Source organism: Streptomyces roseoviridis (assembly GCF_039535235.1).
GTDB lineage: Bacteria > Actinomycetota > Actinomycetes > Streptomycetales > Streptomycetaceae > Streptomyces > Streptomyces roseoviridis.
In genome coordinates this window covers 4,307,636-4,333,881 of record NZ_BAAAWU010000001.1, presented here as the reverse complement: position 1 = coordinate 4,333,881, position 26,246 = coordinate 4,307,636, and the positions used below count along the sequence as shown (strand labels likewise).

The 26,246-nt window shown below is 72.4% G+C and carries 21 protein-coding genes; 7 read left to right on the top strand and 14 right to left on the bottom strand.

Annotated features, from left to right (window positions below; all coding sequences use genetic code 11):
* Nucleotides 1–12: 12 nt before the first annotated feature.
* On the bottom strand, nucleotides 13–1,830 hold the full coding sequence (locus tag ABD954_RS19700; protein ID WP_382746024.1) for an MFS transporter: 1,818 nt from the start codon (nucleotides 1,828–1,830) through the stop codon (nucleotides 13–15).
* A gap of 163 nt (nucleotides 1,831–1,993) precedes the next feature.
* Complete coding sequence (locus ABD954_RS19695; protein ID WP_345487355.1) at nucleotides 1,994–4,519, bottom strand: D-alanyl-D-alanine carboxypeptidase family protein; 2,526 nt, start codon at nucleotides 4,517–4,519, stop codon at nucleotides 1,994–1,996.
* A gap of 162 nt (nucleotides 4,520–4,681) precedes the next feature.
* On the opposite strand from ABD954_RS19695, the gene ABD954_RS19690 reads away from it, so the two are divergent.
* The 4 genes from ABD954_RS19690 to ABD954_RS19675 all read left to right on the top strand — a co-directional run bounded on the left by ABD954_RS19690 (nucleotide 4,682) and on the right by ABD954_RS19675 (nucleotide 8,809).
* A complete protein-coding gene (locus ABD954_RS19690; protein ID WP_345487354.1) occupies nucleotides 4,682–5,386 on the top strand; it encodes a GOLPH3/VPS74 family protein in 705 nt (234 codons plus the stop codon).
* Between the two features lie 304 nt (nucleotides 5,387–5,690).
* Nucleotides 5,691–6,554 carry a helix-turn-helix domain-containing protein gene (locus tag ABD954_RS19685; RefSeq protein WP_345487353.1) on the top strand — a complete coding sequence of 288 codons (864 nt, stop codon included), beginning with the start codon at nucleotides 5,691–5,693 and terminating at the stop codon, nucleotides 6,552–6,554.
* A 236-nt stretch (nucleotides 6,555–6,790) separates the two neighbouring features.
* Nucleotides 6,791–6,991, top strand: a complete 201-nt coding sequence (locus ABD954_RS19680) for a DUF397 domain-containing protein (RefSeq protein WP_345487352.1) — start codon at nucleotides 6,791–6,793, stop codon at nucleotides 6,989–6,991.
* Nucleotides 6,992–7,264: 273 nt separating this feature from the next.
* Nucleotides 7,265–8,809, top strand: coding sequence for a sodium:solute symporter family protein (locus ABD954_RS19675; RefSeq protein ID WP_345487351.1), 1,545 nt, complete (start codon nucleotides 7,265–7,267; stop codon nucleotides 8,807–8,809).
* 31 nt (nucleotides 8,810–8,840) lie between these two features.
* On the opposite strand, the gene ABD954_RS19670 is transcribed toward ABD954_RS19675, so the two are convergent.
* From ABD954_RS19670 to ABD954_RS19655, 4 genes are all read right to left on the bottom strand, one after another.
* Complete coding sequence (locus ABD954_RS19670) at nucleotides 8,841–9,965, bottom strand: ADP-ribosylglycohydrolase family protein (RefSeq protein WP_345487350.1); 1,125 nt, start codon at nucleotides 9,963–9,965, stop codon at nucleotides 8,841–8,843.
* A 149-nt stretch (nucleotides 9,966–10,114) separates the two neighbouring features.
* The gene (locus ABD954_RS19665) at nucleotides 10,115–12,715 is read right to left on the bottom strand and encodes a bifunctional FO biosynthesis protein CofGH (protein ID WP_345487349.1); all 2,601 of its coding nucleotides are present in this window, start codon (nucleotides 12,713–12,715) and stop codon (nucleotides 10,115–10,117) included.
* Between the two features lie 133 nt (nucleotides 12,716–12,848).
* Nucleotides 12,849–13,685 carry an LLM class F420-dependent oxidoreductase gene (locus ABD954_RS19660; RefSeq protein ID WP_345487348.1) on the bottom strand — a complete coding sequence of 279 codons (837 nt, stop codon included), beginning with the start codon at nucleotides 13,683–13,685 and terminating at the stop codon, nucleotides 12,849–12,851.
* An 81-nt stretch (nucleotides 13,686–13,766) separates the two neighbouring features.
* On the bottom strand, nucleotides 13,767–14,300 hold the full coding sequence (locus ABD954_RS19655; protein ID WP_345487347.1) for a GNAT family N-acetyltransferase: 534 nt from the start codon (nucleotides 14,298–14,300) through the stop codon (nucleotides 13,767–13,769).
* Between the two features lie 70 nt (nucleotides 14,301–14,370).
* On the opposite strand from ABD954_RS19655, the gene ABD954_RS19650 reads away from it, so the two are divergent.
* On the top strand, nucleotides 14,371–15,165 hold the full coding sequence (locus tag ABD954_RS19650; RefSeq protein ID WP_345492317.1) for a GNAT family N-acetyltransferase: 795 nt from the start codon (nucleotides 14,371–14,373) through the stop codon (nucleotides 15,163–15,165).
* Nucleotides 15,166–15,212: 47 nt separating this feature from the next.
* Here ABD954_RS19650 and ABD954_RS19645 read toward each other — a convergent pair whose 3' ends face one another.
* The gene (locus tag ABD954_RS19645; RefSeq protein ID WP_345487346.1) at nucleotides 15,213–15,686 is read right to left on the bottom strand and encodes a GNAT family N-acetyltransferase; all 474 of its coding nucleotides are present in this window, start codon (nucleotides 15,684–15,686) and stop codon (nucleotides 15,213–15,215) included.
* A gap of 58 nt (nucleotides 15,687–15,744) precedes the next feature.
* Between ABD954_RS19645 and ABD954_RS19640 the strand changes: the two genes are divergently transcribed.
* Complete coding sequence (locus ABD954_RS19640; RefSeq protein WP_345487345.1) at nucleotides 15,745–15,963, top strand: hypothetical protein; 219 nt, start codon at nucleotides 15,745–15,747, stop codon at nucleotides 15,961–15,963.
* Between the two features lie 96 nt (nucleotides 15,964–16,059).
* Here ABD954_RS19640 and ABD954_RS19635 read toward each other — a convergent pair whose 3' ends face one another.
* From ABD954_RS19635 to ABD954_RS19610, 6 genes are all read right to left on the bottom strand, one after another.
* Nucleotides 16,060–17,622: an APC family permease gene (locus ABD954_RS19635; protein ID WP_345487344.1), complete on the bottom strand. Its 1,563-nt coding sequence runs from the start codon at nucleotides 17,620–17,622 to the stop codon at nucleotides 16,060–16,062.
* 251 nt (nucleotides 17,623–17,873) lie between these two features.
* Complete coding sequence (locus tag ABD954_RS19630; RefSeq protein WP_345492315.1) at nucleotides 17,874–19,313, bottom strand: aldehyde dehydrogenase family protein; 1,440 nt, start codon at nucleotides 19,311–19,313, stop codon at nucleotides 17,874–17,876.
* A gap of 89 nt (nucleotides 19,314–19,402) precedes the next feature.
* The gene (locus ABD954_RS19625) at nucleotides 19,403–21,142 is read right to left on the bottom strand and encodes an N-acyl-D-amino-acid deacylase family protein (protein ID WP_345487343.1); all 1,740 of its coding nucleotides are present in this window, start codon (nucleotides 21,140–21,142) and stop codon (nucleotides 19,403–19,405) included.
* 127 nt (nucleotides 21,143–21,269) lie between these two features.
* Nucleotides 21,270–22,394: an LLM class flavin-dependent oxidoreductase gene (locus ABD954_RS19620; protein WP_345487342.1), complete on the bottom strand. Its 1,125-nt coding sequence runs from the start codon at nucleotides 22,392–22,394 to the stop codon at nucleotides 21,270–21,272.
* Nucleotides 22,395–22,522: 128 nt separating this feature from the next.
* Nucleotides 22,523–23,284 carry an SDR family NAD(P)-dependent oxidoreductase gene (locus tag ABD954_RS19615; RefSeq protein WP_345487341.1) on the bottom strand — a complete coding sequence of 254 codons (762 nt, stop codon included), beginning with the start codon at nucleotides 23,282–23,284 and terminating at the stop codon, nucleotides 22,523–22,525.
* Between the two features lie 17 nt (nucleotides 23,285–23,301).
* Complete coding sequence (locus ABD954_RS19610; protein WP_345487340.1) at nucleotides 23,302–24,219, bottom strand: LLM class F420-dependent oxidoreductase; 918 nt, start codon at nucleotides 24,217–24,219, stop codon at nucleotides 23,302–23,304.
* A 45-nt stretch (nucleotides 24,220–24,264) separates the two neighbouring features.
* On the opposite strand from ABD954_RS19610, the gene ABD954_RS19605 reads away from it, so the two are divergent.
* Nucleotides 24,265–24,534, top strand: a complete 270-nt coding sequence (locus ABD954_RS19605; protein WP_345487339.1) for a PIN domain-containing protein — start codon at nucleotides 24,265–24,267, stop codon at nucleotides 24,532–24,534.
* A 163-nt stretch (nucleotides 24,535–24,697) separates the two neighbouring features.
* Here ABD954_RS19605 and ABD954_RS19600 read toward each other — a convergent pair whose 3' ends face one another.
* Complete coding sequence (locus tag ABD954_RS19600) at nucleotides 24,698–25,915, bottom strand: amidohydrolase family protein (protein WP_345487338.1); 1,218 nt, start codon at nucleotides 25,913–25,915, stop codon at nucleotides 24,698–24,700.
* Nucleotides 25,916–26,246: the final 331 nt, after the last annotated feature.

The following is a 26,246-nucleotide window of genomic DNA, read 5'->3' as shown; positions in this document are numbered from 1 at the left end:
TCGCGCAGGGGGTCAGCGCAGCTCGTCCGGGCAGGTCGTGCCGCGGGGGAAGAGTTTGTAGGGGGCCGCCAGGCGGTAGGTGCCGGGTTTCGGGGCGAGGAGTTCGGTCCACTCGTCGCCCTCCGCGTCCGGCTCGGCCTTCAGCAGGCAGCCGTGCTCGTTGGCGAAGACCTTCGGAAGCTCCGTCTCGGACTCCTCGCGGGCCTTCTTCGACGCCTCCGTCTCCTGCGGCGGTTCGATCTTGGCACCCTGCTCGTCGAGGAGGGCCAGCCACGGGGAGTAGGGGACGCGGATCCGTACGCGGCCCGGGGCGTCCAGGCGGATGACGACCTCGTTGGCCTCGGCGCGCTGCACCTCGGCCGGCGGGTCGGCCAGCGGCGTCGGGTTCGTCACCTCGTACAGGCGCCAGTTGGCGTCCGACCACACCTGCTTCAGGTAGGGCAGCCCGCGGCCGACCAGCTCCGCCTCCCGCTCCGCGCCCGAGTCGGGCGCGCCGGTCGGCAGGACGACGTAGTGGACGGCCCAGCGGCCGAGCCAGTCGTGGTAGTTCGTGGCGTTGAGGGTGTCGTCGTAGAAGAGCGGGTTGCGCTCCATGTCCGCCTGCCGGTTCCAGCCCCGCGCCAGGTTGATGTACGGCGCCAGGGCCGAGGACTCGCGGTGGCTGGAGGCCGGGACGACCTCGACCCGGGCCTTCTCGGCGCCGCGCACCTGGAGCTGGTTGATCAGCGGCGCGACCTCCCGGGTCCACGAGGCGTCCGGCGCCGTACGGATCACGTCGTCGACGCCCTTGAAGCCGATCCAGACGTTCAGGCCGACGAAGGCCAGCACGACCGCGTACCAGCGGCGTGAGCGGGGGCGGGCGTAGGGCAGGGCGGCCAGCAGGACCACGCCCGCGAAGAGCATCACCAGCCGGCTCACGTTCGAACCGATCTGGGAGTCGACCATCCACGTGAGCAGCGTGCCCGCCGCGTAGACGGCCGCCGCCGTCCGCACCGTGCGCCACTCCCGCGGCACGAGGACGAGGACGAGGACGCCGAAGAGGAAGGGCAGCGACGTCGACATCAGGCTCATCGGCTGGGTGCCCGAGAAGGGGAACAGCCACGCCGACAGCGCCACCACCGCGACCGGCGCGAGGCCGAGGGCGTACGCGCCCGGGCGGCGTTTGTTGAGGAAGAGCGCCGCGGCCACCACGCCCAGGAAGAGCCCGGCGACCGGGCTGCACGCCGTCGCGAGGCCGGCCAGCGGGGCCGCGACGGCGGCCTTCGCCCAGCGCCGGTAGCGCCAGCGGTACGGCCAGCAGAACACCGCCGCGACCGCCCCGAGCGCGAACATCATGCCGAGGCCGAAGGTGACCCGCCCCGACAGGGCGTTGCACAGGAACGCGAAGACGCCGGCGAGCCCGCACGCCATCGGATTGCGCACCGCGCGCACCCGCACCAGGATCAGCGCCGTCAGACCGGCCGAGACCGTCCCGGCGATCATCATCGTCGAGCGGACCCCGATCAGGGACATCACGTACGGGGACACCACGCTGTACGAGACCGGGTGCATCCCCCCGTACCACGCCAGGTTGTACGCCGAGTCCGGGTGCCGTCCGACGAACTCCGCCCACGCGTCCTGCGCCGCCAGATCGCCGCCGCTGTTGGCGAAGAAGAAGAACCACAGGACGTGGGTGAGCGCGGCCACGCCGGTGGCGACGATCACCGGATAACGCCGCCTCCGCCGCCGGGGACGGGCGGGCGGGGCCTGTTCCGCCGAGAGGCGGGGGGCCGGGAGTTCTATTCGCGAAGGCGAAGAGGAGGACGACGAAGAGGGTGAGGAAGAGTCCATGGGTGCGGCCTCGGGTGCGGGCTCCGGTGGAGACACGGCGGCGCGTGTCGGCTCGGCGGTGGTCAACTGCGGCCCTTTCCCGTGCGCCCTCGACTGGCCTTCCTCGTCCCCGTCGGAACGCTAACAGCTGGGCGCCCGGGGAGCCCCCGGGCGCCCGTCCGGATCAGCCCAGTCGGGTCAGCTTCTTGTCGATACCGGGCTCCGCGAGGTCCTTCTGCAGCGCCACCGGGGCGCTGACCCGTCCGGTGCCGGAGCCGATCGAGACCTGGCCGACGACGTCCCCGGCCTTGCCGGTGTGCGGGACGGCCTTGCCGCTGCCGCCGAGGCGGAGGTCCACCTTCAGGCCCGGCCAGCCGACGGCCTTGAGGTCCTTGGTCGCCACGACCGGCGTGCGGCCCCCGAGCCCGTCGTCGACGTAGCCGACGACCTCGCCCTTCTTGACCACGGCGGCGGAGGTCACGTCCGCTTGCGCCTTCTGGATGAGCTTGAGGCTGTTCTGTATGGCCAGCTCCAGCTTCTGCCACAGCTCGGGCGCGTCCTTGGCGCCCATCACGATGCCGAGGATGCGGCGCTTCTCGCCGTCGACGACCGTGTTCGCCGCCCACAGCAGGTTGCCGCCGGCCGGGGTGGAGGAGCCGGTCTTGATGCCGGTCACGCCCGGCTGCAGCAGGATCGAGTTGTTGTTGATGATCTTCTTCGGGATGCCGTCGATGACGATGTCCGGCGTGTCGACGATCTCGCGGAACACGTCGTACTGCATGACCGCCCTCGCCAGCTTCAGCTGGTCGAGCGGGGTCGACACGGTCGTCGACTGGAGGCCGGACGGGTCCGTGTACGTGGAGGCCGTCATGCCCAGGTCCTTGGCGGCGGCGTTCATCTTCTCGACGAACGCGGCCTCCGAACCGGCGTCCCAGCGGGCGAGCAGCCGTGCCACGTTGTTGCCCGACGGGATCATCAGGAGCTGGAGGAGCTCCTTCTGCGAGTAGGTCTGCCCCTCCTTGATCTGCGCGGTCGACTCGTCCTTCGCCTTGGCCTGCTCGCCGGCGGTCTTGTCGACCGGGATCTGCGGGCCCTTCTGCTTCCCCTTGATGGGGTGGTCGCGGAGGATCACGTACGCCGTCATGGTCTTCGCGACGCTCGCGATCGGGGCGGGCTTCTGCGGCCCGTACGTGCCGAGCGAACCGACGCCCTCGACCTCGGCGGCGCCCTGCCCCTCGGACGGCCACGGCATCCGCAGTTCGCCGCCCTCGAAGGTGTACGTGGGTGAGGCGGACAGCACGAGCTTGGGCTCCGGGAGCGGCCGCACGAACTGTACGACCGCAAAGACGATCAGGAGCAGCAGGACCAGCGGGGTCCAGATCTTCAGCCGGCGGACCGTGTTGCGCAGCGGCGTCTCCGGCGGCGGCGGGGTGTTCGTGAGCTCCGCGAGTATCTCCAGCGGCGGGCGGGGCGGCAGCGGCTGCTGCCGGGTCCGCTCGGGCTCGCTGAGGGACGGCGGTACGGCCGCGGCCGCGGCGGCGGCCGCGGGCTGCGGAGCCGTCGCGGGCGCGGCCGCGGGCACGGGCTTCGGCTGCTCCTGGGTGATGTCGTCCCGGAGCGGGCGGAAGGTGGACTGCGGCAGCTTGAGGGCGGTCGTCGGCTGGTCGACGGGCGGCCCGACGGGCGCGGCCGGCTCGGCGGGCTTGGCCGGGGTGGCGGGGGCGGCAGCGGAGTCGGCGGGCTTGGCCGGGGTGACGGGCCCGGCGGACTTGGCCGAGGCGGCGGAGTCGGCGGGCTCGGCCGGGGCGGCGGACTCCGCGGGCGGCTTGAACTTGAAGACCGCGGTCGGCTGGTCGACGGGACGGGGCTCGGACTCACGTCCGGACTCACGACCGGACTCGGGCTCGGCTGCCGCGGACGGCGCCGCCTCCCGCTCCTCGGCGCCGGATCGCTTCACCTGGGGCTCGTCGGCCGACGCGGGCGCGGAGCCCGACTCCCGCCCCGGCTCCGACTTCGGCCTCGACTCCTGCTCCGGCTCGGACTGCGACTCCTGCTTCGGCTCCACCATGGCCTCGGCCGGCTTGCGCGCGGCGAACCAGGACGTGCCGCGGCCGTCACCGGCGTCGGCGTCGGCCGCACCGGCGTCGTCCGACGCGGGCTCCGTGACGGTCTCCGCCTCGGGCGCCTCGGCCTCAGCTGCCTCGGCCTCGGGCGCCTTCGCCTCGGGTCGGCCCGTCGCCGGCTCCTCGGCGTCCCCGGCCGTCGACACCCACGCCGCGACGGCGTCGCGCAGTCGCTCGCCCTCACCGTCGCCGTCGGCCTCGCCCTCGCCGTCGGCCTCGGCCGCACCGGCAACCGCCGGCTTCGGCTCCGACTTCGGCTCCGGCCGCGCCTCCGGCTCCGGACGCTTCGTGGCCTGCGCGGCCTGCGCGGCCTCCGCGGTCTCGCCGGCGTCGTCGCCCGCGCCTTCCTGAGCGCCTTCCTGCGCGTCCTCCGTCGCCGAAGGCTTCGTCACCGAAGGCTCGGACGCCGAAGGCGCGTCCTCCGGGGCCGTGCGCGGGGCCAGGGCCTTGAAGACGGCCGTCGGCTCGTCCACGCGGCCCTGGAGAACGGACAGCCGCGGGTCCTTGCCGTCTCCGCCGACCGCGCTCTCCCGCTGCTCCGACTTGTCGGGGGACTCGCCCGCCACCGTGCCTCCTCCATCGCTCATGCGTACGTCCGAACCGTCTACCAGTGTCCTGTGTGAACCCCTCGGCTCCCGTGCTAGACGAGAACGACATACCTGCCGGTTCCCGTACGAACCGACCAGGCACTCTCGACAGATGAATGTGAGAGGGGTCACCCTGTCATTCATCCACGCGGGGAGGCATGGATGGGCAGGAGCCGCAGAACACTTCCGGAGGAGCTTCTGTTGCTCGCTCTGGACCCGGCCACGGGTACCACAGCGCAGCCGCAGTCGCTCGACCTGGGCCTCGCCGGAGCACAGCTAGTGGAGCTGGCTCTGGCGGGACGGATAGCCCCTGACGGGGATCGTATCGCCGTGGTGATGCCACGGCCGACCGGAGATCCGACTCTGGACTCCGCACTGGAACTGCTGCGCAGGCGCGGCAGCCCGGTTCGGGCCGTCCACTGGATCGGCGGGCCCCGACTGGGGCTCCGCCAGACGTACCTCTCGCATCTGGAGCGCTGCGGCATGGTGCATGCCGTGGAGGGCCAGATGTGCGGGGTGCTGCCGACGACTCGCTACCAGGCGACGGACACGGCGATCAGCCGGGAGATCAGGGCCCGGCTGGACAGTGCGATCCGCACCGGCGTACCGCCGGACCCGCGGACCGCGGCGCTCGCCGCGCTGGCCCACGCGGTCGGTCTCGGCAAGCACCTGTACCCGGGCAACGAAGGACGGTCGTCGCGGTCGCGACTGCGCGACCTGATCCGGCACGACCCGATGGGCGGCCTCGTGGCGCACGCCGTGATGGACGTCCAGAACGGCGTGGGCGCCCAGCCCCGTCGTAACGCGGCGGCGGGCGGCGTGCCGTCCCAGCCGCGCCGCGGGACCATGGCGCGCGCCGCCATGTGACGGCCCGCACCGACCGCACCGCGCACCACCCCCGGTACGCACCACCCGCACAGTCCGCACCACCTCAGCAGCGCACCACCCGCACGTCCCCAGCACCTGAGCACCGCACACCCGCACCAGCACCACCCGCACCACCACACCCGGACCACCGGGAGCCGCATGCGTGTGCGGGACGGCCGACGTCACGGCCGTCCCGCACACGTGCGTTGTGCCGATTTCCCAGCGCACACCGCACCTTTGGTGGCAGTCTGCCAAGCAGTAGATACTCACAGCTACGCAGCCGACAGCCGGAGGTGCAGTTTCCGTGGCGTCCAGTGTCAACCCCACCGTCAGGCGACGCCGATTGGGTCAGGAGCTGCGCCGGCTCCGGGAGGCGAAGGGCATGACGGCCGAGCAGGTCGCCGACCGTCTGCTCGTCTCCCAGTCCAAGATCAGTCGCCTCGAGAACGGCCGCCGTTCGATCAGCCAGCGTGACGTCCGCGATCTGTGCGGGGTGTACGAGGTCGAGGACGACCGGGTGGTCGACTCCCTCATGCAGATGGCCAAGGACTCGCGCCAGCAGGGCTGGTGGCACGCCTTCGGCGACATCCCGTACAGCGTCTACATCGGCCTGGAGACGGACGCCGAGAGCCTGCGGGTGTACGAGCCGCAGATCATCCCGGGCCTGCTGCAGACGCACGCGTACGCGGAGGCGGTGATCAGCGGCGCGCTGCCGGAGTCGACGCCCGCCGACATCGACAAGCGGGTGACCGTGCGGACCCGCCGCCAGGACCGCATCAAGGACGGGGAGCGTCCGCTGCGGCTGTGGGCGGTCATCGACGAGGGCGCGCTGCGCCGGGTGGTCGGCAGCCGGCAGTTGATGGTGGAGCAGCTGGAGCACCTGATCGAGCAGTCGCACCTGCCGCACGTGACCGTGCAGGTGCTGCCGTTCCACATGGGGGCGCATCCGGGCATCAGCGGGCATTACGCGATTCTGGAATTCCCGGACGCCTCCGACTCCTCGGTGGTCTACATCGAGGGCGTGACGAGCGACCTCTATCTGGAGAAGGCGCAGGATGTCGCGAAGTACAGCGTGATGTACGAGCACCTGCGGGCACAGGCGCTGAATGCGGAGGACACCCGGGTTTTCCTGACGGACATCGCGAAGGAGTACGCGGGCGGAAAATAGGGGCGGGCCGGTCCGAATGCCGTCATTTCGCGGGAGGGCAGGGGAAGAGGCCGGTACGGTACACCCCCGACTCGCTCCGGCGGAAGCGCGGATGGAATATGCCATCCGGTCGGGTGAACGACGGTCCCGCGCGACGGGGCCGGGCGAGTAGCGTCGATCACGCCACACAGCAAGAACGTTTGGCGTGACATCCACTGGCAGCTACTGGCAGCACTGGCAGAACCGGAGTGAGAAGCATGGCCATTCTTCAGGGCGGTACGGACACGTGGACGAAGTCGTCGTATTCCGGCGGCAACGGGGCCTGTGTCGAAGTGAAGTCCCCCGTCGTGAACGCCATCGCGGTGCGCGACTCGAAGGCCCCCGAGGGGCCGTCCCTCTCTTTCGGACCCGGTTCGTGGAACGCGTTCGTGGGCGAGGTGAGTGCCGGGGCCCTGTGAGCCCCGCGCCCGCCTCTGCGCGCGACAAGGAGTGAGCCCTCTCGACCGGTCCGCCGTCCTGGCCGAGGGGGCTCGGCCTTGCCCGGGGGAAGATCGCACCCAGTCCCGTCCACGGGTCTCCGGTCCGCCCAACGGTTCATGAATATGAACGAGGGTCAGTAAACCGAACGATTTTACCTCCCCTTGACCTTTCCTCGGCTTGTCGCTGCCTTCCAACTCCCCACACCATGAACCGCGTTCACAAGGCGGACCGGATCTCATGGAGGGGGCGCAATGAACAGTCTCGACTGGGCCGTGCTCATCGGCTACTTCGGCGTCATGGTCGCGATCGGCGTCTGGTCCCACAAGCGGGTGGACGACGTCTCCGACTTCTTCACCGCCGGCGGCCGCATGCCCTGGTGGCTCTCCGGCATCTCCCACCACATGTCCGGCTACAGCGCCGTGATGTTCACCGGATACGCCGGCATCGCCTACACCTACGGCGTCACCTCCTACGTCACCTGGTCCTTCCCCATCGCGATCGGCATCGCCGTCGGCGCCCACCTCTTCGCGCCCCGCCTCAACCGGCTCCGCTCCCGGCTGCACGTCGCCTCGCCCCTGGAGTACCTGAAGAACCGCTACGACCTGCCCACCCAGCAGGCCCTCGCCTGGTCCGGCGTACTGCTGAAGATCGTGGACGTGGGCGCCAAGTGGGCCGCGATCGCCACCCTGCTGTCCGTCTTCACCGGAATCTCCCTCAACCAGGGCATCCTCATCACCGGGGTCATCACCGGCATCTACTGCACGGTCGGCGGCCTGTGGGCCGACGCGCTCACCGAACTCGGGCAGTTCGTCATCCAGTTCTTCGCCGGCATCGCCATGCTCGTCGCCGTCCTCGCCGAGCTGGGCGGGGTCAGCGCGCTGTGGACCGTGTGGGACCGGCCCGAGCTCCAGGGGCACACGGCGCCGACCGCCGGCCCGTACACGCTGACCTTCCTCCTGGCCTATCTCTTCATCAAGACCTTCGAGTACAGCGGCGGCATGTGGAACCAGGCCCAGCGCTACATGGCCACCCCGACCGCCCGCGAGGCCACCCGGTCCGGCCGGCTCTCCGCCGTCCTGTGGTTCGTGTGGCCGCTGGTCCTCTTCTTCCCCATGTGGGTCGCGCCGCTGCTCGTCGACCCGAAGAAGCCCGACGCCTCCGACTCCTACGCCCTGATGACCGAACAGCTCCTGCCGCACGGCCTGCTGGGCCTCGTCATCGTCGGCTTCTTCTCGCACACCATGGCCATGTGCTCCTCCGACGCCAACGCCATCGCGGCCGTCTTCACCCGGGACATCGCGCCCGTCCTCAGCAAGTCGGCCCGCTCCTGGTCGCAGGCGGCCGGGCTGCTCGCCGCCCGCTGGTCGACGATCGCCTTCCTCGCCCTGTCGATGGCGGTCGCCACCCAGGTCAACTCCCCCACCTTCAAGGACATCATCACCGTCGTCATCAAGTGGGTCGCCGGACTCATGGGGCCCATCGCCATCCCGTTCATGCTCGGTCTGCTGCGTGCCTTCCGGAAGTCGGGCCCGACGGCGGCGCTCGTGTCGTGGGCGGCCGGGCTCTTCGCCTTCTGGCTCACCAACTACGGCCTCGACGGCGTCGAGCTCCAGGTCCAGATCGTCTCGCCGCTCGCCACCTCGCTGGTCCTCTACGTCCTCATCGGATACGTGAAGCCCGAGGCCACCCCGGAGCGGGACGCGCTCCTCGACCGGCTGCACAGCGACGACGGCAGCCCGGCCGCCGCGATCCCCGGTCAGTCGGCGGACGAGCGGACCGGTCAGCCGCTGGGCTGATCAAGCCGGCCCCGGCCGGTCACCGCGCCGGTCAGACCCGCGGGTAGCGGGCCAGCCAGCCCGAGGCCGACTCCGCGACACCCGGCCCGTGCAGGGCGCCCCCCTGGGTCATCTCCATCGCGAAGTCGTCCGCGAGCTCCAGGACGGTGCCACGGCCCTCCAGCTCGGCCACCCAGGCCGGCGGGAGGGCCGTCTCGCCGTGCAGGACGCCGAGCAGCGCCCCGGTGAGGGTGCCGGTCGCCGCCGACGGGCCGTCGTGGTTGACCGCGAGGCGCAATCCGTGCCGGACGTCCTCGCCGACCAGGGCGCAGTAGACGGCCGCCGCCAGCTGCCCGTCGGCCCGGTCCTCCCCCGCGCCGAGCGCGGTCACCCGCTCCGCGTCCGGCGTTCCCTGCCGTACGGCGGCCAGCGCGGCCGCAAGGGCATCGGTGACCGGCTGGTGGCCGGAGCGGGGGGCGAGCTGTTCCAGGGCCGTGCGGACGGCGCCCTCCACGCTGTCGCCGCGGGCGACACCGTGCACCACGACCGCGAGGGCGCCCGCCGACAGGTAGGCGGCCGGGTCCCCGTGGGTCTGGGCGGCGCACTCCACGGCGAGCTGGCACACCAGCTGCGGCTCCCAGCCGACGAGCAGACCGAAGGGCGCCGAGCGGACCAGGGCGCCGCTGTCGGCGGCACCCGGGTTCTTGGGCCGGTCGACCGTGCCGAGGACCTCGTCCCCGAGCCCGGTCAGACAGGACCGCGCCGGGTCCCGCCGCGCGTACAGCCACTCCTCGCGGGCCAGCCAGCCGAGGTCGGGCCGCCGCTCGTCCGGGCCCCAGTCGCGCTGGGTCGCCGCCCAGCGCAGATGCGCCCGGTGGACGTCGGTGGGCGGGTGCCAGGCGCCGGTGTCGCGGCGGACGTGGGCGCGGATGAGGCCGTCGACGGTGAACAGGGACATCTGGGTGGCGGCGGTGACGGCGCCCCTGCGGCCGTGCGCGGGGACGGGCTCGGTCAGGCCCTCGGGTCCGTGGGCCGCGCGGAGCTCCTCGAGCGAGCGCCCGGCGGCCCCGGCGCCGAGGGCGTCGCCGACCGCCCCTCCGAGCAGACAGCCGCGGACCCTGGACCGGAAGTCCTGCTGTTCGGTGCGGCCCCACACAACCGCGGCTGTGGTGGTCACGACGTGCCCTCCCCCGGTCAGCAGCTCCTGGTCCAGCACTGTAATAGACTGGATGCGCTCGTTCGGGGGCCGGAACGTTATGTGATCCGTCGCCCTTCAGTCCTCTTTTGACCGCACTTTGTCCGGTCCATGAAGGGCCGCGGGGCGCCCTACTCCTGGACGACCGGCAGCAGCTCCGGCAGGTGCCCGTCGGAGGCGCGGGCCGCGCGCTGCCGCTCCTCGGGCACCTCCCCGTACAGGGTCGTCCGGGGCCTGGCGGGGCGGCCCGCCGCCTCGGCGATGGCCTCCAGGTCCCGGATCGAGCGGTACGAGCCGTAACTCGACCCGGCCATGCGCGAGATGGTCTCCTCCATCAGGGTGCCGCCCAGGTCGTTGGCGCCCGAGCGCAGCATCTCGGCCGCGCCCTCCGCGCCCAGCTTGACCCAGCTGGTCTGGATGTTCGGGATGTGCGGGTGGAGCAGCAGCCGGGCCATGGCGGTGACGGCCCGGTTGTCGCGGACGGTCGGGCCGGGGCGGGCGATGCCGGCGAGGTAGACGGGCGCGTTGGTGTGGATGAACGGCAGCGTCACGAACTCGGTGAAGCCGCCCGTCTCCTGCTGGATGCGGGCCAGGGTGCGGAAGTGGCCGAGCCAGTGGCGGGGCTGGTCCACGTGCCCGTACATCATCGTGGAGCTGGAGCGGATGCCCAGCTCGTGCGCGGTGGTGATCACCTCGATCCAGGTGGCCGTGGGCAGCTTGCCCTTGGTGAGGACCCAGCGGACCTCGTCGTCGAGGATCTCCGCGGCCGTCCCCGGGATCGAGTCGAGGCCGGCCTCCTTGGCGGCGGTCAGCCACTCGCGGATCGACAGGCCGGTGCGGGAGGCGCCGTTGACGACCTCCATCGGAGAGAAGGCGTGCACGTGCATGCCGGGGACGCGTTCCTTCACCGCCCGCGCGATGTCGAAGTAGGCGGTGCCGGGCAGGTCCGGGTGGATGCCGCCCTGCATGCAGACCTCGACGGCGCCGACGTCCCACGCCTGCTGGGCCCGGTCGGCGACCTGGCCGAGGGAGAGGGTGTAGGCGTCGGCGTCGGTGCGGCGCTGGGCGAAGGCGCAGAAGCGGCAGCCGGTGTAGCAGACGTTGGTGAAGTTGATGTTCCGCGTGACGACGTACGTCACGTCGTCGCCGGACACCGACCTGCGCAGGTCGTCGGCGACCGCGCACAGCGCGTCCAGGGCCGGGCCGTCGGCGTGCAGCAGGGCGAGGGCCTGCGGGTCGGTCAGCCGGGTCGGGTCGTCGGCGGCGACGGCCAGCGCCTCCCGGACGTCGGCGTCGATCCGCTCGGGCACCATGCCGGGCGCCGCGGCCTCGCGCAGGGCCTCCCAGTCGCCGTAGACGTGGTCGAAGTCCTCGCGGCGGTCACCGGTGCGGCCGGTGGTGTCGATGGTGCGGTGCAGGTCGGTGCGGCCGGTGCCGCCGGCGGCGGCGAAGGTCTCGTCGGGCTCCTGCCAGGGCAGTCCGCGCACCGGCGCGTCCGCCTTCGCGAGACCGGTCTCCGGGTCGGCGAGGGCGCGCACGTGCGGCAGCAGGCGGGGGTCGAGCCAGGGCTCGCCGCGGGTGACGAACTCGGGGTAGACGCAAAGCCGTTCGCGCAGGCGGAAGCCGGCGGCGGCGGACTTCTCGGCGAGCTCCTCGATGCGGGGCCAGGGCCGCTCGGGGTTGACGTGGTCGATGGTGAGCGGGGACACCCCTCCCCAGTCGTCGATGCCGGCGGCGATCAGCCGCCCGTACTCGGCGTCCACCAGGTTCGGCGGGGCCTGGAGGCAGGCGGAGGGGCCCATGATGAGCCGGGCCACGGCCACGGTGGCGACGAGGTCGTCGAGTTCGGCGTCCGGCATGCCGCGCATCGCCGTGTCCGGCTTGGCGCGGAAGTTCTGGATGATCAGCTCCTGGATGCCGTGGTAGGCGCGGGCGATCCGGCGCAGCGCGAACAGCGAGTCGGCCCGCTCCTCGTAGGTCTCGCCGATGCCGAGCAGCAGCCCCGAGGTGAACGGCACGGAGGAGCGCCCCGCGTCCTCCAGGACCCGCAGGCGCACGGCGGGCTCCTTGTCGGGCGAGCCGTAGTGGGGCTGCCCGGGCTCCTCCCACAGCCGCCGGGAGGTGGTCTCCAGCATCATGCCCATGCTGGGGGCGACGGGCTTGAGCCGCTGGAAGTCGGTCCACGACATCACCCCGGGGTTGAGGTGGGGCAGCAGCCCGGTCTCCTCCAGGATGCGGATGGACATGGCCCGTACGTACGCGAGGGTGTCGTCGTAGCCGTGCGCGTCCAGCCACTCGCGGGCCTCGGGCCAGCGGTCCTCGGGCTTGTCGCCGAGGGTGATCAGGGCTTCCTTGCAGCCGAGTTCGGCGCCCTTGCGGGCGATGTCGAGCACCTCGTCCGGCGACATGAACATCCCGTGGCCCTCGCGGCGCAGCCTGCCGGGGACGGTCGCGAAGGTGCAGTAGTGGCACTTGTCCCGGCACAGCCGTGTGAGCGGTATGAACACGCTCTTCGAGTACGTGATGACCCCGGGCCGCCCGGCCGCCTCCAGGCCCGCGTCCCGCACCCGTCCGGCCGTCGCGACCAGGTCCTCCAGATCCGCGCCCCGCGCCTGCAACAGCACGGCGGCCTCGGTGACATCGAGCGCGACCCCGTCCCTGGCCCGCCGGAGCGCGCGGCGCATGGCGTTCTCGGTGGGTACGGGGGTCCGGGGTGCCTGCTGATCGGTCATGGACCGAGCATACGAGCGGGTGAGGGGGCGCGGGTGGGGTCCGAAGCCGGGGGCCGGACCGCGTTCGTCGCGAAGCGCGGCCCGGGGGCGGCATGCCCCGACCGCACTTCGGAGCGTGTTCCGAAGGCAGGGCTCAGAGGTGGCGTCCGAACTCGTCCAGCACCCCCAGAACCTCCCGCTCGTCCCCCGGCGGCAGCTGGAGCACGACCTCCTCGCAGCCCAGTTCCTCGTAGTGGGCGAGCTTGCCGGGGCTGGGCAGGACCGCGTACGGGACGACCTGGAGCGCCTTCGGGTCGCGGCCGGCCCGGGCCCAGACCTCCCGGAGCGCGGGGACGGTCTCCGTCAGGCCGCGGCCGCCGATCGGCATCCAGCCGTCGGCGTAGTCGGCGACGTGGGAGAAGAGCCCGGGCCCCGCGGCGCCGCCGACGAGGGTGCGGGGGGCGCCGCCGGTGACGGGCTTCGGCCAGGCGTGGGAGGCGCGGACGGACAGGCCCGAGGTCGGGCCTTCGTACGGGGTGGGTTCGGGCGCCCACAGGGCCCGCATCAGGTGCATCGCCTCGCGGGTGCGTTCGCGGCGCCCGGCCCAGTCCACGCCGTGGTCGGCGGCCTCCTCCCGGTTCCAGCCGAAGCCGACCCCGAGCGTGAAGCGCCCGCCGGAGAGGTGGTCCAGGGTCGCGATCCGCTTGGCGAGGGCGATCGGGTCGTGCTGGGCGACGAGCGTGATGCCGGTGCCCAGGCCGAGGCGCTCGGTGACGGCCGCGGCCTGCCCGAGGGCCACGAAGGGGTCGAGGGTGCGGCCGTACTCGCGCGGGAGCGGGCCGCCCGCCGGGTAGGGGGTGGCGCGCTCGACGGGGATGTGGGTGTGCTCGGGCAGGTAGAGCCCGGCGAAGCCGCGCTGTTCGAGCTCGCGGGCGAGCCGCACGGGGGTGATCGTCTCGTCGGTCAGGAAGATCGTGGTCGAGATCCGCATGGGGGCACGGTAGGGGGCGGGGCGCGGTTTTCCGAGGGCCGTGACAGGAATGCGGTGCCACGGGACCTCGGGAGGAGCGCGTCAGGCCCGGTACTCCGTGAGGTCGATGGCGTGGACCCGCAGCGGGTGGCCGTACTCGGGGTCGACGGTCTCCCGCTCCGGGACCATGCCGAGCTTGCGCATCACGTTCTCGGAGGCGGTGTTCCCGATCCTGGCGATGCTGATGACCCGGTCGAGACCCCGGTCCTCCAGGGCGAACTCCAGGGCGGCGTGCGCGGCTTCGGAGGCGTAGCCCTGCCCCCAGAAGGGACGCCCGAGCCGCCAGCCGATCTCCACGGCGGGAAGGACCTCGGGGAGGAACTCCGGAACGGACAGGCCGGTGAAGCCGATCAGCTCGCCGGACCCGAGGAGCTCGACGGCGAACAGGCCAAAGCCCTCCTCGTCCCACATCTCCTCGATCCGCTCGATGGCCTCGGCGGTCTGCTCCAGGTCGCGCACCGAGCCGTCGCCGATCCACCGCATGACCTCGGGGTCGGCGTTGATCTCGGCCAGGGGGACGAGGTCGTCGTCGGTCCAGCGGCGCAGGAGGAGTCGGGGCGTGAGGATCTCGGTCATGGGTCCATCATCGCGCGTGCCCGGCCGGCCGCCGGAAATCCGCCTGCGCCCGCCCTCGCCCGCCTCTACCGTGGCCCGCGTGCTGAACCGAATCGAAACCTATTACGACGCCGTCCCCCGCTCGGCCGCCCGCGCCGAGGACTTCGGACCGCTCACCCTCTTCGTACGGGAGGGCGGGGGCTGGCCCTACTACGCGCGGCCCGCGCTCGGCCACACCGGACCGGTCGGGGTCGAGGCGGTGCAGAAGGTGCGGGCGCGACAGCGGGAGCTGGGGGTGCCGGAGGCCTTCGAGTGGGTCGCCGAGACGACGCCGGGGCTGCGGGCGGCCGTCGAGGAGAGCGGTCTGGTGGTGCACGAGCATCCGCTGATGGTGCTCGACGGGGCCGCGGAGGAGCTGCCCGCGCCGCCGCGGGACGTCACCGTGCGGATGGTCGGCGCCGGCGATCCGGCCCTGGAGACCTCGGTCGCCGCCCCGTACGCGGCCTTCGGCGCGGCCCCCGCGCCCGGCGCCGTCGCGCAGGTCGCCGCCCGGATCGAGGCCGGCCTGACCCGGCTCGCGGCCGCCCTCGACGCGTCGGGCACGGCCCTCGCGGCCGGCCAGCACCAGCCGGTCGGCCCGGTCACCGAGGTCGTCGGCGTGGGCACCCGCCCGGAGTCCCGCCGCCGGGGCCTGGGCCTCGCGGTCACGGCCGCCCTCGTGGCGGACGCCCGGGCCCGGGGCGCCGAGACGGTCTTCCTCACCGCCACCGACGAGACGGTGGCCCGCCTCTACGCCCGCCTGGGCTTCCGTACGATCGCCACGGCCCTGATCGCGGAACCGGCGGAGTCGGAGCAGACGGAGGCGGAGGCGGAGCAGGCCGGGTAGCTCGCACGCCGACGGGCCGTACGCGCCCTCCGCTCAGGTGCCCGCGCTCACCGCCCCGCCGCCGGCTCGCGGACCATCCACACGTCGACCGGGTCCTCGGCCTCGACGGTGAACCCCTCCCGCTCGTAGAGCCGACGGGCGGCGCTGCCCTGGAGGACGACGAGGCGGACGGGGACGCGGCGTGCGTCGGGGCGGGCGAGGAGGGCGCGCAGGACCGCCGTGCCGAGGCCGCGGCCCTGGGCCTCGGGGACCAGGTAGAAGTGCTCCAGGTGGAGGCCGCCGCCGTTCTCGGCGGGGCGGAGTGTCACGCAGCCCGCGAAGGCGCCGTCGGTCTCGACGACCGAGGTGTGGGCGGGCGAGAAGCCGTCCCGCAGGCGCTTGCGGACCCGGTGCTCGTCGTAGCGGCCGAGGCGTTCGAGGTCGTCCCGCATCACCCGGGCCCTGAGCTCGGCGATGACCTCCACGTCCTCCGCCCGGCCCGGGCGGAGAGACCAGTTCGGTTCCGTGTGCGCGTACGACATGACGGCATCGTAGGGAGCGGTACGTAACCCGGCGCGGCCGGTCGCCGTTGGGTGCGGCATGAAGAAGTTCCTCACCACCGCCGCCCTGACCTCGCTCGCCGTCGCGGGCGGGCTCGCCGCCACCGCCGGGACAGCCGCCGCCGAGAGCGGCGGCAACAGCCTCGGCCCGTCGCTCCCGCTGAGCGGTCTGCTGGACCCCGCAGAGAAGCCCGCGGCCCCGGCCGACATGCCCGCCGCCAACCGGCTGGTGGGGGGCCTGCTGCCGGGGCACCACTGAGCCGGCGGCCGCCGGGCCGGGACACGACGAAGGTGGCGGGACCCCCCACGGGCCCGCCACCTCGCCGTTTCCGCTACCGGTCGTCCGAGGAGTCCATCAGTCCTCGACGACCAGTGACGGGGTCTCCTTGGTGAGCACCTCGCCCCGGAAGAAGGCGGGGCTGCGGCGCTGCATGACCAGCATGATCACCACGCCGAGCAGCAGCAGTCCCACGCCGATCACGAAGACCGAGCCGACGCCGAGGACGGCGGAGCCGGAGCCGTAGGCCGGGTCCCACATGTCGTAGAGCGTCTTGCCGAAGACGGCGGTCAGCATCAGGCCGCCGAGCAGCGGCATGAGGCCCTTGTAGGCGAAGTCGCGGCCGGAGCGGAAGAGCTCGGCGCGGAAGTACCAGACGCAGGCGAAGGCCGTCAGGGCGTAGTAGAAGCAGATCATCAGACCGAGCGCGTAGATCGTGTCGACCAGGACGTTCTCGCTGACCAGGGTCATCACGGTGTAGAAGACGCCGGTCGCGACACCGGCGACGACCGTGGCCTTGCCGGGGGTCTTGAAGACCGGGTGGACCTTGGTGAAGGACTTCGGCAGGGCCTCGTAGGTCGACATCGCGAGGACCGTGCGGGCGACCGGGATGAAGGTCGTCTGCAGGCTGGCGGCGGCGGAGGCGAGGACGGCGACGAAGAGCAGGATGCCGAGGGCGGGGCCCATGACGGGGCCGGCGAGGGCGGCGAAGACGTTGTCGGAGGTCTCCGGGTTGGCGAGGCCGAGGCCCTGGTCGCCGGAGCCGACGGCCATCTGGGCGGCGATGCCGGTGGCCAGGTAGGAGGCGACCAGGACGACCATGGCGATCAGCGCGGCGCGGCCGGGGGTCTTCTGGCTGCCGGTGGTCTCCTCGTTGGTCGCCATGCAGGCGTCCCAGCCCCAGTACATGAAGATCGACAGGGAGAGGCCGGCGGTGAAGGCGGCGAAGGACTGGACCGCGAAGGGGTTCATCCAGGACCAGGAGAAGTCGACCGAGGTCTCGAAGGAGCCGGCCTTCGACAGCGCCATCGCCACGAAGAGGCCGAGGACGACGAGCTGGAGGCCGACGAGGGCGTACTGCACGCCCTTGGTGGCGGTCATGCCGCGGTAGCTGATCGCGGTGGCGACGGCGATCAGGGTGAGGCAGGTGAGGATGTGGACGGCCTTGTTGCCGTCGAGGGCGGCGACCGATTCGCTGCCGGTGATCTCACCGGCGAGGAGCCAGAAGTAGGAGGTCGCGACGCCGGCCAGGTTGGAGAGGACGATGATCGTCGCGATGACCAGGCCCCAGCCGCACATCCAGCCGATCTTCGGGCCGAAGGCCTTCACCGTCCAGGTGAAGGAGGTGCCGCAGTCCGGCATCACCCGGTTGAGCTCGCGGTACGCGAACGCGACGAGAAGCATCGGCAGGAAGCCCGCGAGGAACACGGCGGGCATCTGCAGTCCCACCTCGCCGGCCGTGGAGCCGAGCGTCGAGGTGAGGCAGTAAACCGGGGCGACAGTGGAGATGCCGATGACGGCACTGCCGAGGAGGCCCACGGAGTTCCCACCGAGGCCCTTGGTACGCACACCGTGACTGTCGCCCGGCGTGACGCCCCTTACCGTGTCTCCGGCCTGGGGCCGCGCTTCCACCTGAGTCATGAACAGGACGTTAAATGCTGCGGTTTCCACATCCGGAAGATCGAACTCCGCCGGTCTCGACGATCTATACCTTGCATTGCGAGGTCAAAATCGGACGCACGCCAATGATTGAAAGATCGACGACCCCGGCGAACCGACCAACCGGTAGGCGCCTGACCGACCGTCCGATATGCGGGAACCGCAGCGGTGCCCCAAATGTCCGTTTTCAAATTTTCCCGAGGAATTTTCGCGGAGGTCTCCCGGCCCCGGTTTCAGCCCGGCCAGACCACAGCCTGTAGCTCGCTGTACGCGTGCAGTGCGTACGAGCCCACGTCGCGACCGATTCCGCTCTTCTTGAAGCCGCCGAACGGCGCTTCCATGTTCCGGGCGATCGTGTTCACCCCCACCCCGCCGGCCCGCAGCCGGGCCGCGATGCGGAATGCGCGGGCCACGTCGCCGGACCACACGTAGTCGATCAGGCCGTAGTCGGTGTCGTTCGCCAGCGCGATCCCCTCCTCCTCGTCGTCGAAGGGCACCACCACGACCACCGGCCCGAAGATCTCCTCCCGCACCACCCGCATCCCGGGGGTGCAGTCCGCGAGCAGCGTCGGCGCCACGTAGAAGCCCCGCCCGTCGCCGACCACCGGCCGCTCGCCCCCCACGACGACCCGGGCGCCCTCCTTGCGGCCGAGCTCCACGTAGGACTCCACCCGCTCGCGGTGCGCCGCCGAGATCACCGGGCCGACCACCGTGCCGGCCGCCGCCGGATCCCCCACCCTCAGCCGGCCGGCGTACCCGGCGAGAGCGGCGACCAGCCGGTCGTGGATCGCGCGCTGGGCGAGCACCCGGGTCGGCGCCGTACAGATCTGCCCGCTGTAGAAGGAGAAGGTCGTCCCGATCCCCCGCACCGCCGACTCCAGGTCGGCGTCGTCGAGGACGAGGGCCGCGCCCTTGCCGCCCAGCTCCATCAGCTGCCGCTTCAGGTCCCGGCCGCACACCTCGCCGATGGCCTGCCCGACGGCCGTGGAGCCGGTGAAGGACACCATGTCGACCGCCGGGCAGTCCACGGCCGCCTCGCCCACGGCGGGCGCGGAGCCGGTGACCACGTTGACCACCCCGGCCGGGACCCCGGCCTCTTCCAGCGCCCGGGCCATCGCGTACACGGACAACGGGTCCTGCGGGGCCGGCTTCACCACGACCGTGTTGCCCATCGCGAGCGCCGGGGCGATCTTCCCGGCCGGGTTCGCCCAGGGGTTGTTGTACGAGGTGACGCAGGTGACGACCCCGACCGGGCGCCGCACCGCCACCGCGCCGACGATCCCGGCGCCGCCCAAGGGGCCGGCCTCGTTGATCTGCGGGGGCAGCGGCTGCTCGACGGGTTCCAGGGCGCCCCGGGCGTAGCGGCGGAAGCGGGAGACGCCGACGGCGACCTGCATCCCGCGGGCGGTGGCGGTGGTCGCACCGGTCTCGGCCCGGGCCAGCAGGGCGTTCGCCCCGGCGTCGCGGGCCATCACGTCCGCGGCCCGGTCCAGGATCGCGGCCCGCTCCTGCGGCTTCGTGCGGGACCAGGACGCGAAGGCCGCGCGGGCCGCCTCGGCCGCCTCGTACACCTGGGCGCGGGAAGCCTCGGGGGCGAGGCCGACGACCTCCTCGGTGGCGGGGTCGACCACCTCGTAGTGCCCGCCGTCGGGCTCGACCCACTCCCCTCCTATATAGAGGCGCTCGCTGACCGGCTCGCGCGCCGGCCCGCGCGCCGGACCGTGTGCGGGGCCGCGCGCCGGACCGTGTGCCGGGTGCCGGGTCACCGGGTGCTCACCGTCCTCGTGTCGCGGCCCGAGCGCAGCACCCGCCCCGGGACCGCGCCGGTCACCTCGTCGTCCCGGACCGTCTCCACCCCGTTGACCCGCACCGACACGATCCCGCTCGCCCGCGAGTCCAGGCGCGGGCTGCCGCCCGGCAGGTCGTGCACGAGGGTCGCGGGGCCGGCGTCGATCCGCCCGGGGTCGAAGAGGACCAGGTCGGCGTGGAAGCCCTCGGCGATCCGGCCGCGGCCGCGCAGCCCGAAGAGCCGCGCCGGGTCGTCGCTCAGCATCCGCACCGCCTGCTCCAGCGGGAGGAGGCCGCGGCCGCGCAGACAGTCGCCGAGGAAGCGGGTGGTGTACGGCGCCCCGCACATCCGGTCCAGGTGGGCCCCGGCGTCGGAGCCGCCGAGCAGCACGTCCTCGTGCTGCCAGGTCTCCCGCCGCAGCGCCCAGCTCGCCGGGTCGTTGTCGGCGGGCATCGGCCACAGGACGGTGCGCAGGTCGTCGTTGGCGCAGATCTCGACGAGGCACTGGAAGGGGTCCTGGCCGCGTGCGGCGGCGATGTCGCCGACCACCCGGCCGGTCAGTCCCTCGTTCTCGCGGCTGTAGGTGTCGCCGATGACGTAGCGGCCGAAGTGCGCGAGCCGCCGGAAGACGCCGGCCTCGCGGGAGTCGGCGCGGCGCAGCATCCCGGCCCGTACGGCGGGGTCGCGCAGCTTCGCGATGCGCTCGGGCACGGGAAGGCCGAGGATCTCGCCCCAGCCGGGGATGAGGTTGAGGGCGCAGAAGGTGCCGAGCGACATGTTCATGGGGGTGAGGATCGGCATGGTGAGGGCGACGATCCGGCCGCCGGACTTCCGGGCCCGTTCGGAGGCGAGGAGCTGGCGCGGGACGCGTTCGGGGACGGTGGCGTCGATGGTCAGCACGTTCCAGTTGAGGGGCCGGCCGGCGGCGGCCGTCATCTCGACGAAGAGGTCGATCTCGGCGTCGGAGAACTGGTCGAGGCAGCCGGCCAGGATCGCCTCGATCTGGGTGCCCTCGTGTTCGCCGACGGCCCGGGACAGGGCGATCAGTTCGTCGGGGGCCGCGTGCCGGGAGGGGACGGGGGCGCCGTCGCCGTCGGAATGGGTGGCGGACTGGGTGGTGGACAGGCCAAAGGCTCCGGCGTCCATGGCCTCCTTCAGCAGGGCGACCATCCGGTCCAGCTGCGCCGGCGTGGGCCGTCCGCCGACGGCGTCCGGGCCCATCACGTACCGCCGCAGGGCGCAGTGGCCGGCCATGAAGCCGGCGTTGACCGCGATCCGCCCCTCCAGGGCGTCGAGGTACTCGCCGAACGACGACCAGCTCCAGTGGACGCCCTCCTCCAGGGCCGTGAGGGACATGCCCTCGACCTTGGACATCATGCGCCGGGTGTAGTCGGCGTCCTCGGGCCGGCCGGGGTGCAGCGGGGCCAGGGTGAAGCCGCAGTTGCCGCCGACGACGGTGGTGACGCCGTGGTTCATGGAGGGCGTGGCGTACGGGTCCCAGAACAGCTGGGCGTCGTAGTGGGTGTGCGGGTCGACGAAGCCGGGGGCGAGGACGAGACCGCCGGCGTCCTCGGTGCTCCGGGCCTCCTCGGTGACGCCTCCGGCGTCGGCGATCACGGCGATCCGGCCGTCGCGGACGCCGACGTCGGCGACGCGGGCGGGGGCGCCGGTGCCGTCGACGACGGTGGCGCCCTCGATCAGGTGATCGAGCATGACGTTCCCCTCTCTGCACGTGGGCACGGGTGCGCCCCGGACCGGGGCCGCCGCGGAACGGCCGCCGGCCGGGGCCGGTACGGGGCGGCGGTCCGGGAAGACACCGCCCCGCGCTGGGTGGGGCCCGTCAGGAGCCGGCGGCCTGCCGGAAACGGGTCGTGCGGTGGACCGGGTCCGTGTCGACGGCGGGGATCACGTGCTCGCCGATCAGCTTGATCGTGTTCATCGTGTCCTCGTACGAGATCCCGATCGGCAGCCCGAAGGACAGCTGGTCGGCCCCGGCCCGCTCCCACCGCCCGCACTGCGCGCGCACCTCGTCCGGGTCGCCGCAGATCATCAGCTCCTCCTGGATGAGGAGTTCGATGATCTCCGTGGAGTACTCGGGGAGGAGCTCCGGCCACTCGGGGACGCCCTCGGGCCGGGGGAAGGTGTCGTGGTAGCGGAAGAGCAGCGACTGGAGGTAGTTGAGACCGCCGCCGGCGGCGATCTCGACGGCCTTGTCGTGGGTCTCGGCGCAGATCGCGGTCGAGGTCACCATGACGTTGTCGTTGACGAAGTCGCCCACGGCCTTCGCCTCCTTGATCGCCGTCTTGTACGACTCGACGACCCACTCCATGTCCGAGACCTTCTGCACGCTGAAGCCGAGGACCCCGAGCCCCATCCGGCCCGCCATCGCGTACGAGGTCGGGGACCCGGCCGCGTACCACATGGCCGGGTGGGACCTGCCGTACGGCTTGGGCAGGACCTTGCGCGGCGGGAGCGACCAGTGCTTGCCCTGGAAGCCGACGTACTCGTCCTGGAGCCACATCTTGGGGAACTCGGCGATCGTCTCCTCCCAGATCTCCTTGGTGTGGTTCATGTCGGTGATGCCCGGCATGAACCCGAGGATCTCGTGGGAGCCCGCGCCGCGCCCCGACCCGAACTCGAAGCGTCCGCCGGAGAGGTGGTCGAGCATGGCGACCTTCTCGGCGACCTTGACGGGGTGGTTGACGGGGGCGAGCGGGTTGAAGATGCCGGAGCCGAGGTGGATGCGCTCGGTGGCGTGGGCGAGGTACCCGAGGTAGACGTCGTTCGCGGAGAGGTGGGAGTACTCCTCCAGGAAGTGGTGCTCGGAGGCCCAGGCGTACTTGAACCCGGACCGGTCGGCCTGGATGACGTACTCGGTCTCCTCCATGAGCGCCTTGTGCTCGGCTTCGGGATCGGTCTCGGCGCGCTTGCCGACGTATCCCTGTACGAAGATCCCGAATTCCAAGGGAGTTCACCGTCCTCGAGAGTTTCTGACGTTCCGTCAGATTGTGTGATGCGCCGGGGCCTGTCAATACCTGATGGGGCGTCAGGCACCCTCGGGGGCGCGGTTCGGCGCACGGATCAGCGCACGGTTCAGAAGAGCCGCACGCCCGCCAGCCAGCCCCCGTCGATCACGAACGGCTGGCCGGTGATGTACGAGGAGTCCTCGCCGGTCAGGAACAGCGCCAGGGCCGCCACCTCCTCCGGCCGCCCGATCCGCCCCAGCGGCACCAGGGAGCGGTACAGCTCGGCCGTCGCCGCCGGGTCGACGCCCTCCGGACGGCTCATGGGCGTGTCGACGGCCCCGGGGCAGACCGCGTTGACCCGGATGCCCCTGCCCGCGAGCTCCAGGGCCGCGACCCGGGTCAGGCCGAGCACGGCGTGCTTGCTCGCCGCGTAGGCGCCGACCCCGGCCATGCCGGTGACGCCGGTGTACGAGGCGGTGTTGACGATCGTGCCGCCGCCGGCCGCCTCGATCTCCGGCGCGACGGCCCTGATGCCCAGGAAGCAGCCCGTCTGGTTGACCCGGACGACCGCCTGGAACTCGTCGAGCGGCGTCGACACCAGCTCGTTGAAGCGGAGGATGCCCGCGTTGTTGACCAGGCCGTCGATCCGGCCGAAGCGCTCCTTCGCGGCGGCCACGGCGGCGGCCCAGTCCTGCTCGCTGGTCACGTCGAGGTGGACGTAGAGCGCCCGCTCCTCGCCCAGCTCCTTCGCCAGCGCCTCGCCGGGCGCGTCGAGCACGTCCCCGAGGACCACCCGCGCCCCCTCGGCGGCGAAGAGCCGCGCCTCCTGCTCGCCCTGCCCGCGCGCCGCGCCCGTGATGACGACGACCCGCCCGTCCAGCTTGCCCATGCCCGTACTCCTCGCCTCTAGAGGTGGGGTGCCACCTCGGCCGCGAACGCGGCCATCTGGTCGGTGAGTTCGGTGCGGCTCCGGGAGCGGAACCGCACCTGGATCTGGTGCACGCCCATCTCCCCGTAGGCGCGCAGGGAGCTCGCCAGCGCCTCGGGCTTGCCGGCGAGCGTGCGCCGCCCGACGTCCCAGCCGGGCTCGCCGACGTACAGCGCCTCGGTGATCGCGCCGACGGTGACCGGCTCCTCGATCCCGGCCTCCTCGCGCAGCCGCCGAAGCCGCGCGATCCGCTCCGGGAGCCGGTCGCGCGGATCGCCCTGCGGCAGCCAGCCGTCGCCCCTGAGCGCGGCCCGGCGCACGGCGGCCGGGGACGAGCCGCCCACCCAGACCGGGACCCGCGGCTGCGCGGGCCGGGGCCGCTGCCCGAGGTCGCGGAAGGAGAAGCGCTCGCCGCCGTGCTCCGGGTACTCCTCGGGCCCGAGCGCCGCCCGCAGCGCGTCGATCGTCTCGTCGAGCACGCCGCCGCGCCCGGCGAAGTCGGCCCCGACCGCCTCGAACTCCTCCCGCACGTGCCCGGCCCCGACCCCGAGGACCAGCCGGCCGCCGGAGAGGTGGTCGAGCGTCGCGTACGCCTTGGCCGTGACCAGCGGGTGGCGCAGGCCCACGACGGCGACGTGGGAGAGCAGCCGGACCCGCTCGGTCGCGGCGGCCAGGAAGGAGAGGGTGGCCACCGGGTCGTACCAGACGGTGCTCATCGCCCCCGCCAGGCGGCGCGGGATCGCGACGTGGTCGCAGCAGGCGACGTAGTCAAAGCCGTGGACGTCGGCGGCCCGCGCCACGGCGACCAGATCGGCGGCCCCGGCCCCGGCCTCCCAGGGCTCGGCGTACAGGGTGCTCTGGGACTGGACGGGCAGCTGGATGCCGAAGACCACCATGGGACTCCCCTTGTCTGACGTGTCGTCAGTTACGGTGTGCGGGCCATGCTCGCCGCCGACGGGCCGCCCGGGCAAGGGGTGCGACGAGGAGCGGGCGGTCACGGCGGCCCCGCCCTCACGGCCGCAGGGCTCGCCGACCTGCTGTCGGTGACATGGGCCGGGGAACACGGGAGCGCCTCGGTCGTCGACCTGCTCATCGCCGCCACCGCGGCCCATCACGGGCCGGCCGTGCCGCACGACGACGCCGACCACCGCACCCTCGCTCGGCACGCCCCGGACCTGAGCGAGCACAGCGTCCACGACGTCCTGCCGTAGCCGAGGCGGGCCGCGACTCGCGGGGCGGACCCGGACCCCGCCCGGACCCGGACTCCTCACGGACCCGAACCCCTCACGGACCCGGACTCCCCACGGACCCGGACCCCTCGTCCGCGCGCTCTGCGCCGGTCCACCGGCAGTGCCGGCCCGGCAGGGCGCTCCGTCACGGTCGCCAGAGGCCGTCCTCCGTCAGGCCCAGGAGGTCGATCGCGTTGCCGCGCACGATCCGCTCGACGACGTCCGGCGCGAGGTGGGCCATCTGGGCCTCGCCGACCTCCCGGGACTTGGGCCAGGTGGAGTCCGAGTGCGGATAGTCCGTCTCGTAGAGCACCTGACCGACCCCGATCGCGTCGAGGTTGCGCAGCCCGAAGGCGTCGTCGAAGAAGCAGCCGTAGACGTGCTCGGCGAAGAGCTCGGACGGCGGGCGCAGTACTTTTTCGGCCACTCCGCCCCAGCCGCGGTTCTCCCCCCAGACGACGTCGGCGCGCTCCAGGATGTACGGGATCCAGCCGATCTGTCCCTCGGCGTACATGATCCGCAGGTTCGGGAAGCGCTCGAAGCTGCCGCTCATCAGCCAGTCGACCAGTGAGAAGCAGCAGTTGGCGAAGGTGATGGTGGAGCCGACGGCGGGCGGGGCGTCGGCGGACGTGGACGGCATCCGGCTGGAGGAGCCGATGTGCATGGCGATCACGGTGCCGGTCTCGTCGCAGGCGCGCAGGAACGGGTCCCAGTGGTCGGTGTGGACCGACGGGAGCCCGAGGTGCGGCGGGATCTCGGAGAAGGCGACGGCCCGCACGCCCCGGGCCGCGTTGCGGCGGACCTCGGCGGCGGCCAGCTCGGGGTCCCACAGGGGGATCAGGGTGAGGGGGATGAGCCGGCCCCGTGCCTCGGGGCCGCACCACTCCTCCACCATCCAGTCGTTGTAGGCCCGGACGCCGAGCAGGCCGAGTTCACGATCGGCGGCTTCGGTGAAGGTCTGTCCACAGAACCGGGGGAAGGTGGGGAAGCACAGCGCCGACTGGACGTGGTTGACGTCCATGTCGGCGAGCCGCTCGGGCACCGAGTAGGAGCCGGGCCGCATCTGCTCGTAGGTGATGACCTCCAGGCGGATCTCGTCGCGGTCGCAGCCGACGGCGGTGTCGAGCCGGGTGAGGGGCCGGTGCAGGTCCTCGTAGACCCACCAGTCCCCGATGGGTCCTTCGTCCCCCTTGGCACCCATCACGGGGGCGAACTTTCCGCCCAGAAAGGTCATTTCCTTCAGCGGAGCACGCACGATGCGGGGTCCGGTGTCGCGGTAACGGGACGGGAGCCGGTCCTGCCAGACGTGCGGGGGCTCCACGGTGTGGTCGTCCACCGAGATGATCTTCGGGAAGCTCTCCATGCCGTTCACGGTAGCGCCGATCTGACGATCCGTCAGCAAACGGGCCACCGGGGCCCGCGGCGGGGCCTCTGTCACAGCCTGGGAACGGCCGACCCGATGCTGACGCACGCCCTGAGGACAAGGCAGACTGTCTTGGGCGAAACCAGCGGTACGGGCAGGGGGAGCGAATGGACCGTGAGAACGGGCCGCGAGTTCCGGAGCAGCGGACTCCGGCGAGGGGTTCCGGCGGAACCGGCACCGGGCCGGCCGACGACCCGCGCTCCGGCACACCCGGCGAGCGACGACGCACCTCGGGCACCGGAACCGCCGGGACCGCAAGGACCGGAACCGA

What these genes read in the sequence shown, in the direction of transcription:
- ABD954_RS19605 (WP_345487339.1), top strand. Translation starts at nt 24,265, where the DNA reads ATGCTCGCCGCCGACGGGCCGCCCGGGCAAGGGGTGCGACGAGGAGCG.
- ABD954_RS19665 (WP_345487349.1), bottom strand. Translation starts at nt 12,715, where the DNA reads ATGACCGATCAGCAGGCACCCCGGACCCCCGTACCCACCGAGAACGCC.
- ABD954_RS19700 (WP_382746024.1), bottom strand. Translation starts at nt 1,830, where the DNA reads ATGGACTCTTCCTCACCCTCTTCGTCGTCCTCCTCTTCGCCTTCGCGA.
- ABD954_RS19680 (WP_345487352.1), top strand. Translation starts at nt 6,791, where the DNA reads ATGGCCATTCTTCAGGGCGGTACGGACACGTGGACGAAGTCGTCGTAT.
- ABD954_RS19640 (WP_345487345.1), top strand. Translation starts at nt 15,745, where the DNA reads ATGAAGAAGTTCCTCACCACCGCCGCCCTGACCTCGCTCGCCGTCGCG.
- ABD954_RS19690 (WP_345487354.1), top strand. Translation starts at nt 4,682, where the DNA reads ATGGGCAGGAGCCGCAGAACACTTCCGGAGGAGCTTCTGTTGCTCGCT.
- ABD954_RS19655 (WP_345487347.1), bottom strand. Translation starts at nt 14,300, where the DNA reads ATGACCGAGATCCTCACGCCCCGACTCCTCCTGCGCCGCTGGACCGAC.
- ABD954_RS19695 (WP_345487355.1), bottom strand. Translation starts at nt 4,519, where the DNA reads ATGAGCGATGGAGGAGGCACGGTGGCGGGCGAGTCCCCCGACAAGTCG.
- ABD954_RS19675 (WP_345487351.1), top strand. Translation starts at nt 7,265, where the DNA reads ATGAACAGTCTCGACTGGGCCGTGCTCATCGGCTACTTCGGCGTCATG.
- ABD954_RS19660 (WP_345487348.1), bottom strand. Translation starts at nt 13,685, where the DNA reads ATGCGGATCTCGACCACGATCTTCCTGACCGACGAGACGATCACCCCC.
- ABD954_RS19600 (WP_345487338.1), bottom strand. Translation starts at nt 25,915, where the DNA reads ATGGAGAGCTTCCCGAAGATCATCTCGGTGGACGACCACACCGTGGAG.
- ABD954_RS19635 (WP_345487344.1), bottom strand. Translation starts at nt 17,622, where the DNA reads ATGACTCAGGTGGAAGCGCGGCCCCAGGCCGGAGACACGGTAAGGGGC.
- ABD954_RS19645 (WP_345487346.1), bottom strand. Translation starts at nt 15,686, where the DNA reads ATGTCGTACGCGCACACGGAACCGAACTGGTCTCTCCGCCCGGGCCGG.
- ABD954_RS19615 (WP_345487341.1), bottom strand. Translation starts at nt 23,284, where the DNA reads ATGGGCAAGCTGGACGGGCGGGTCGTCGTCATCACGGGCGCGGCGCGC.
- ABD954_RS19610 (WP_345487340.1), bottom strand. Translation starts at nt 24,219, where the DNA reads ATGGTGGTCTTCGGCATCCAGCTGCCCGTCCAGTCCCAGAGCACCCTG.
- ABD954_RS19625 (WP_345487343.1), bottom strand. Translation starts at nt 21,142, where the DNA reads ATGCTCGATCACCTGATCGAGGGCGCCACCGTCGTCGACGGCACCGGC.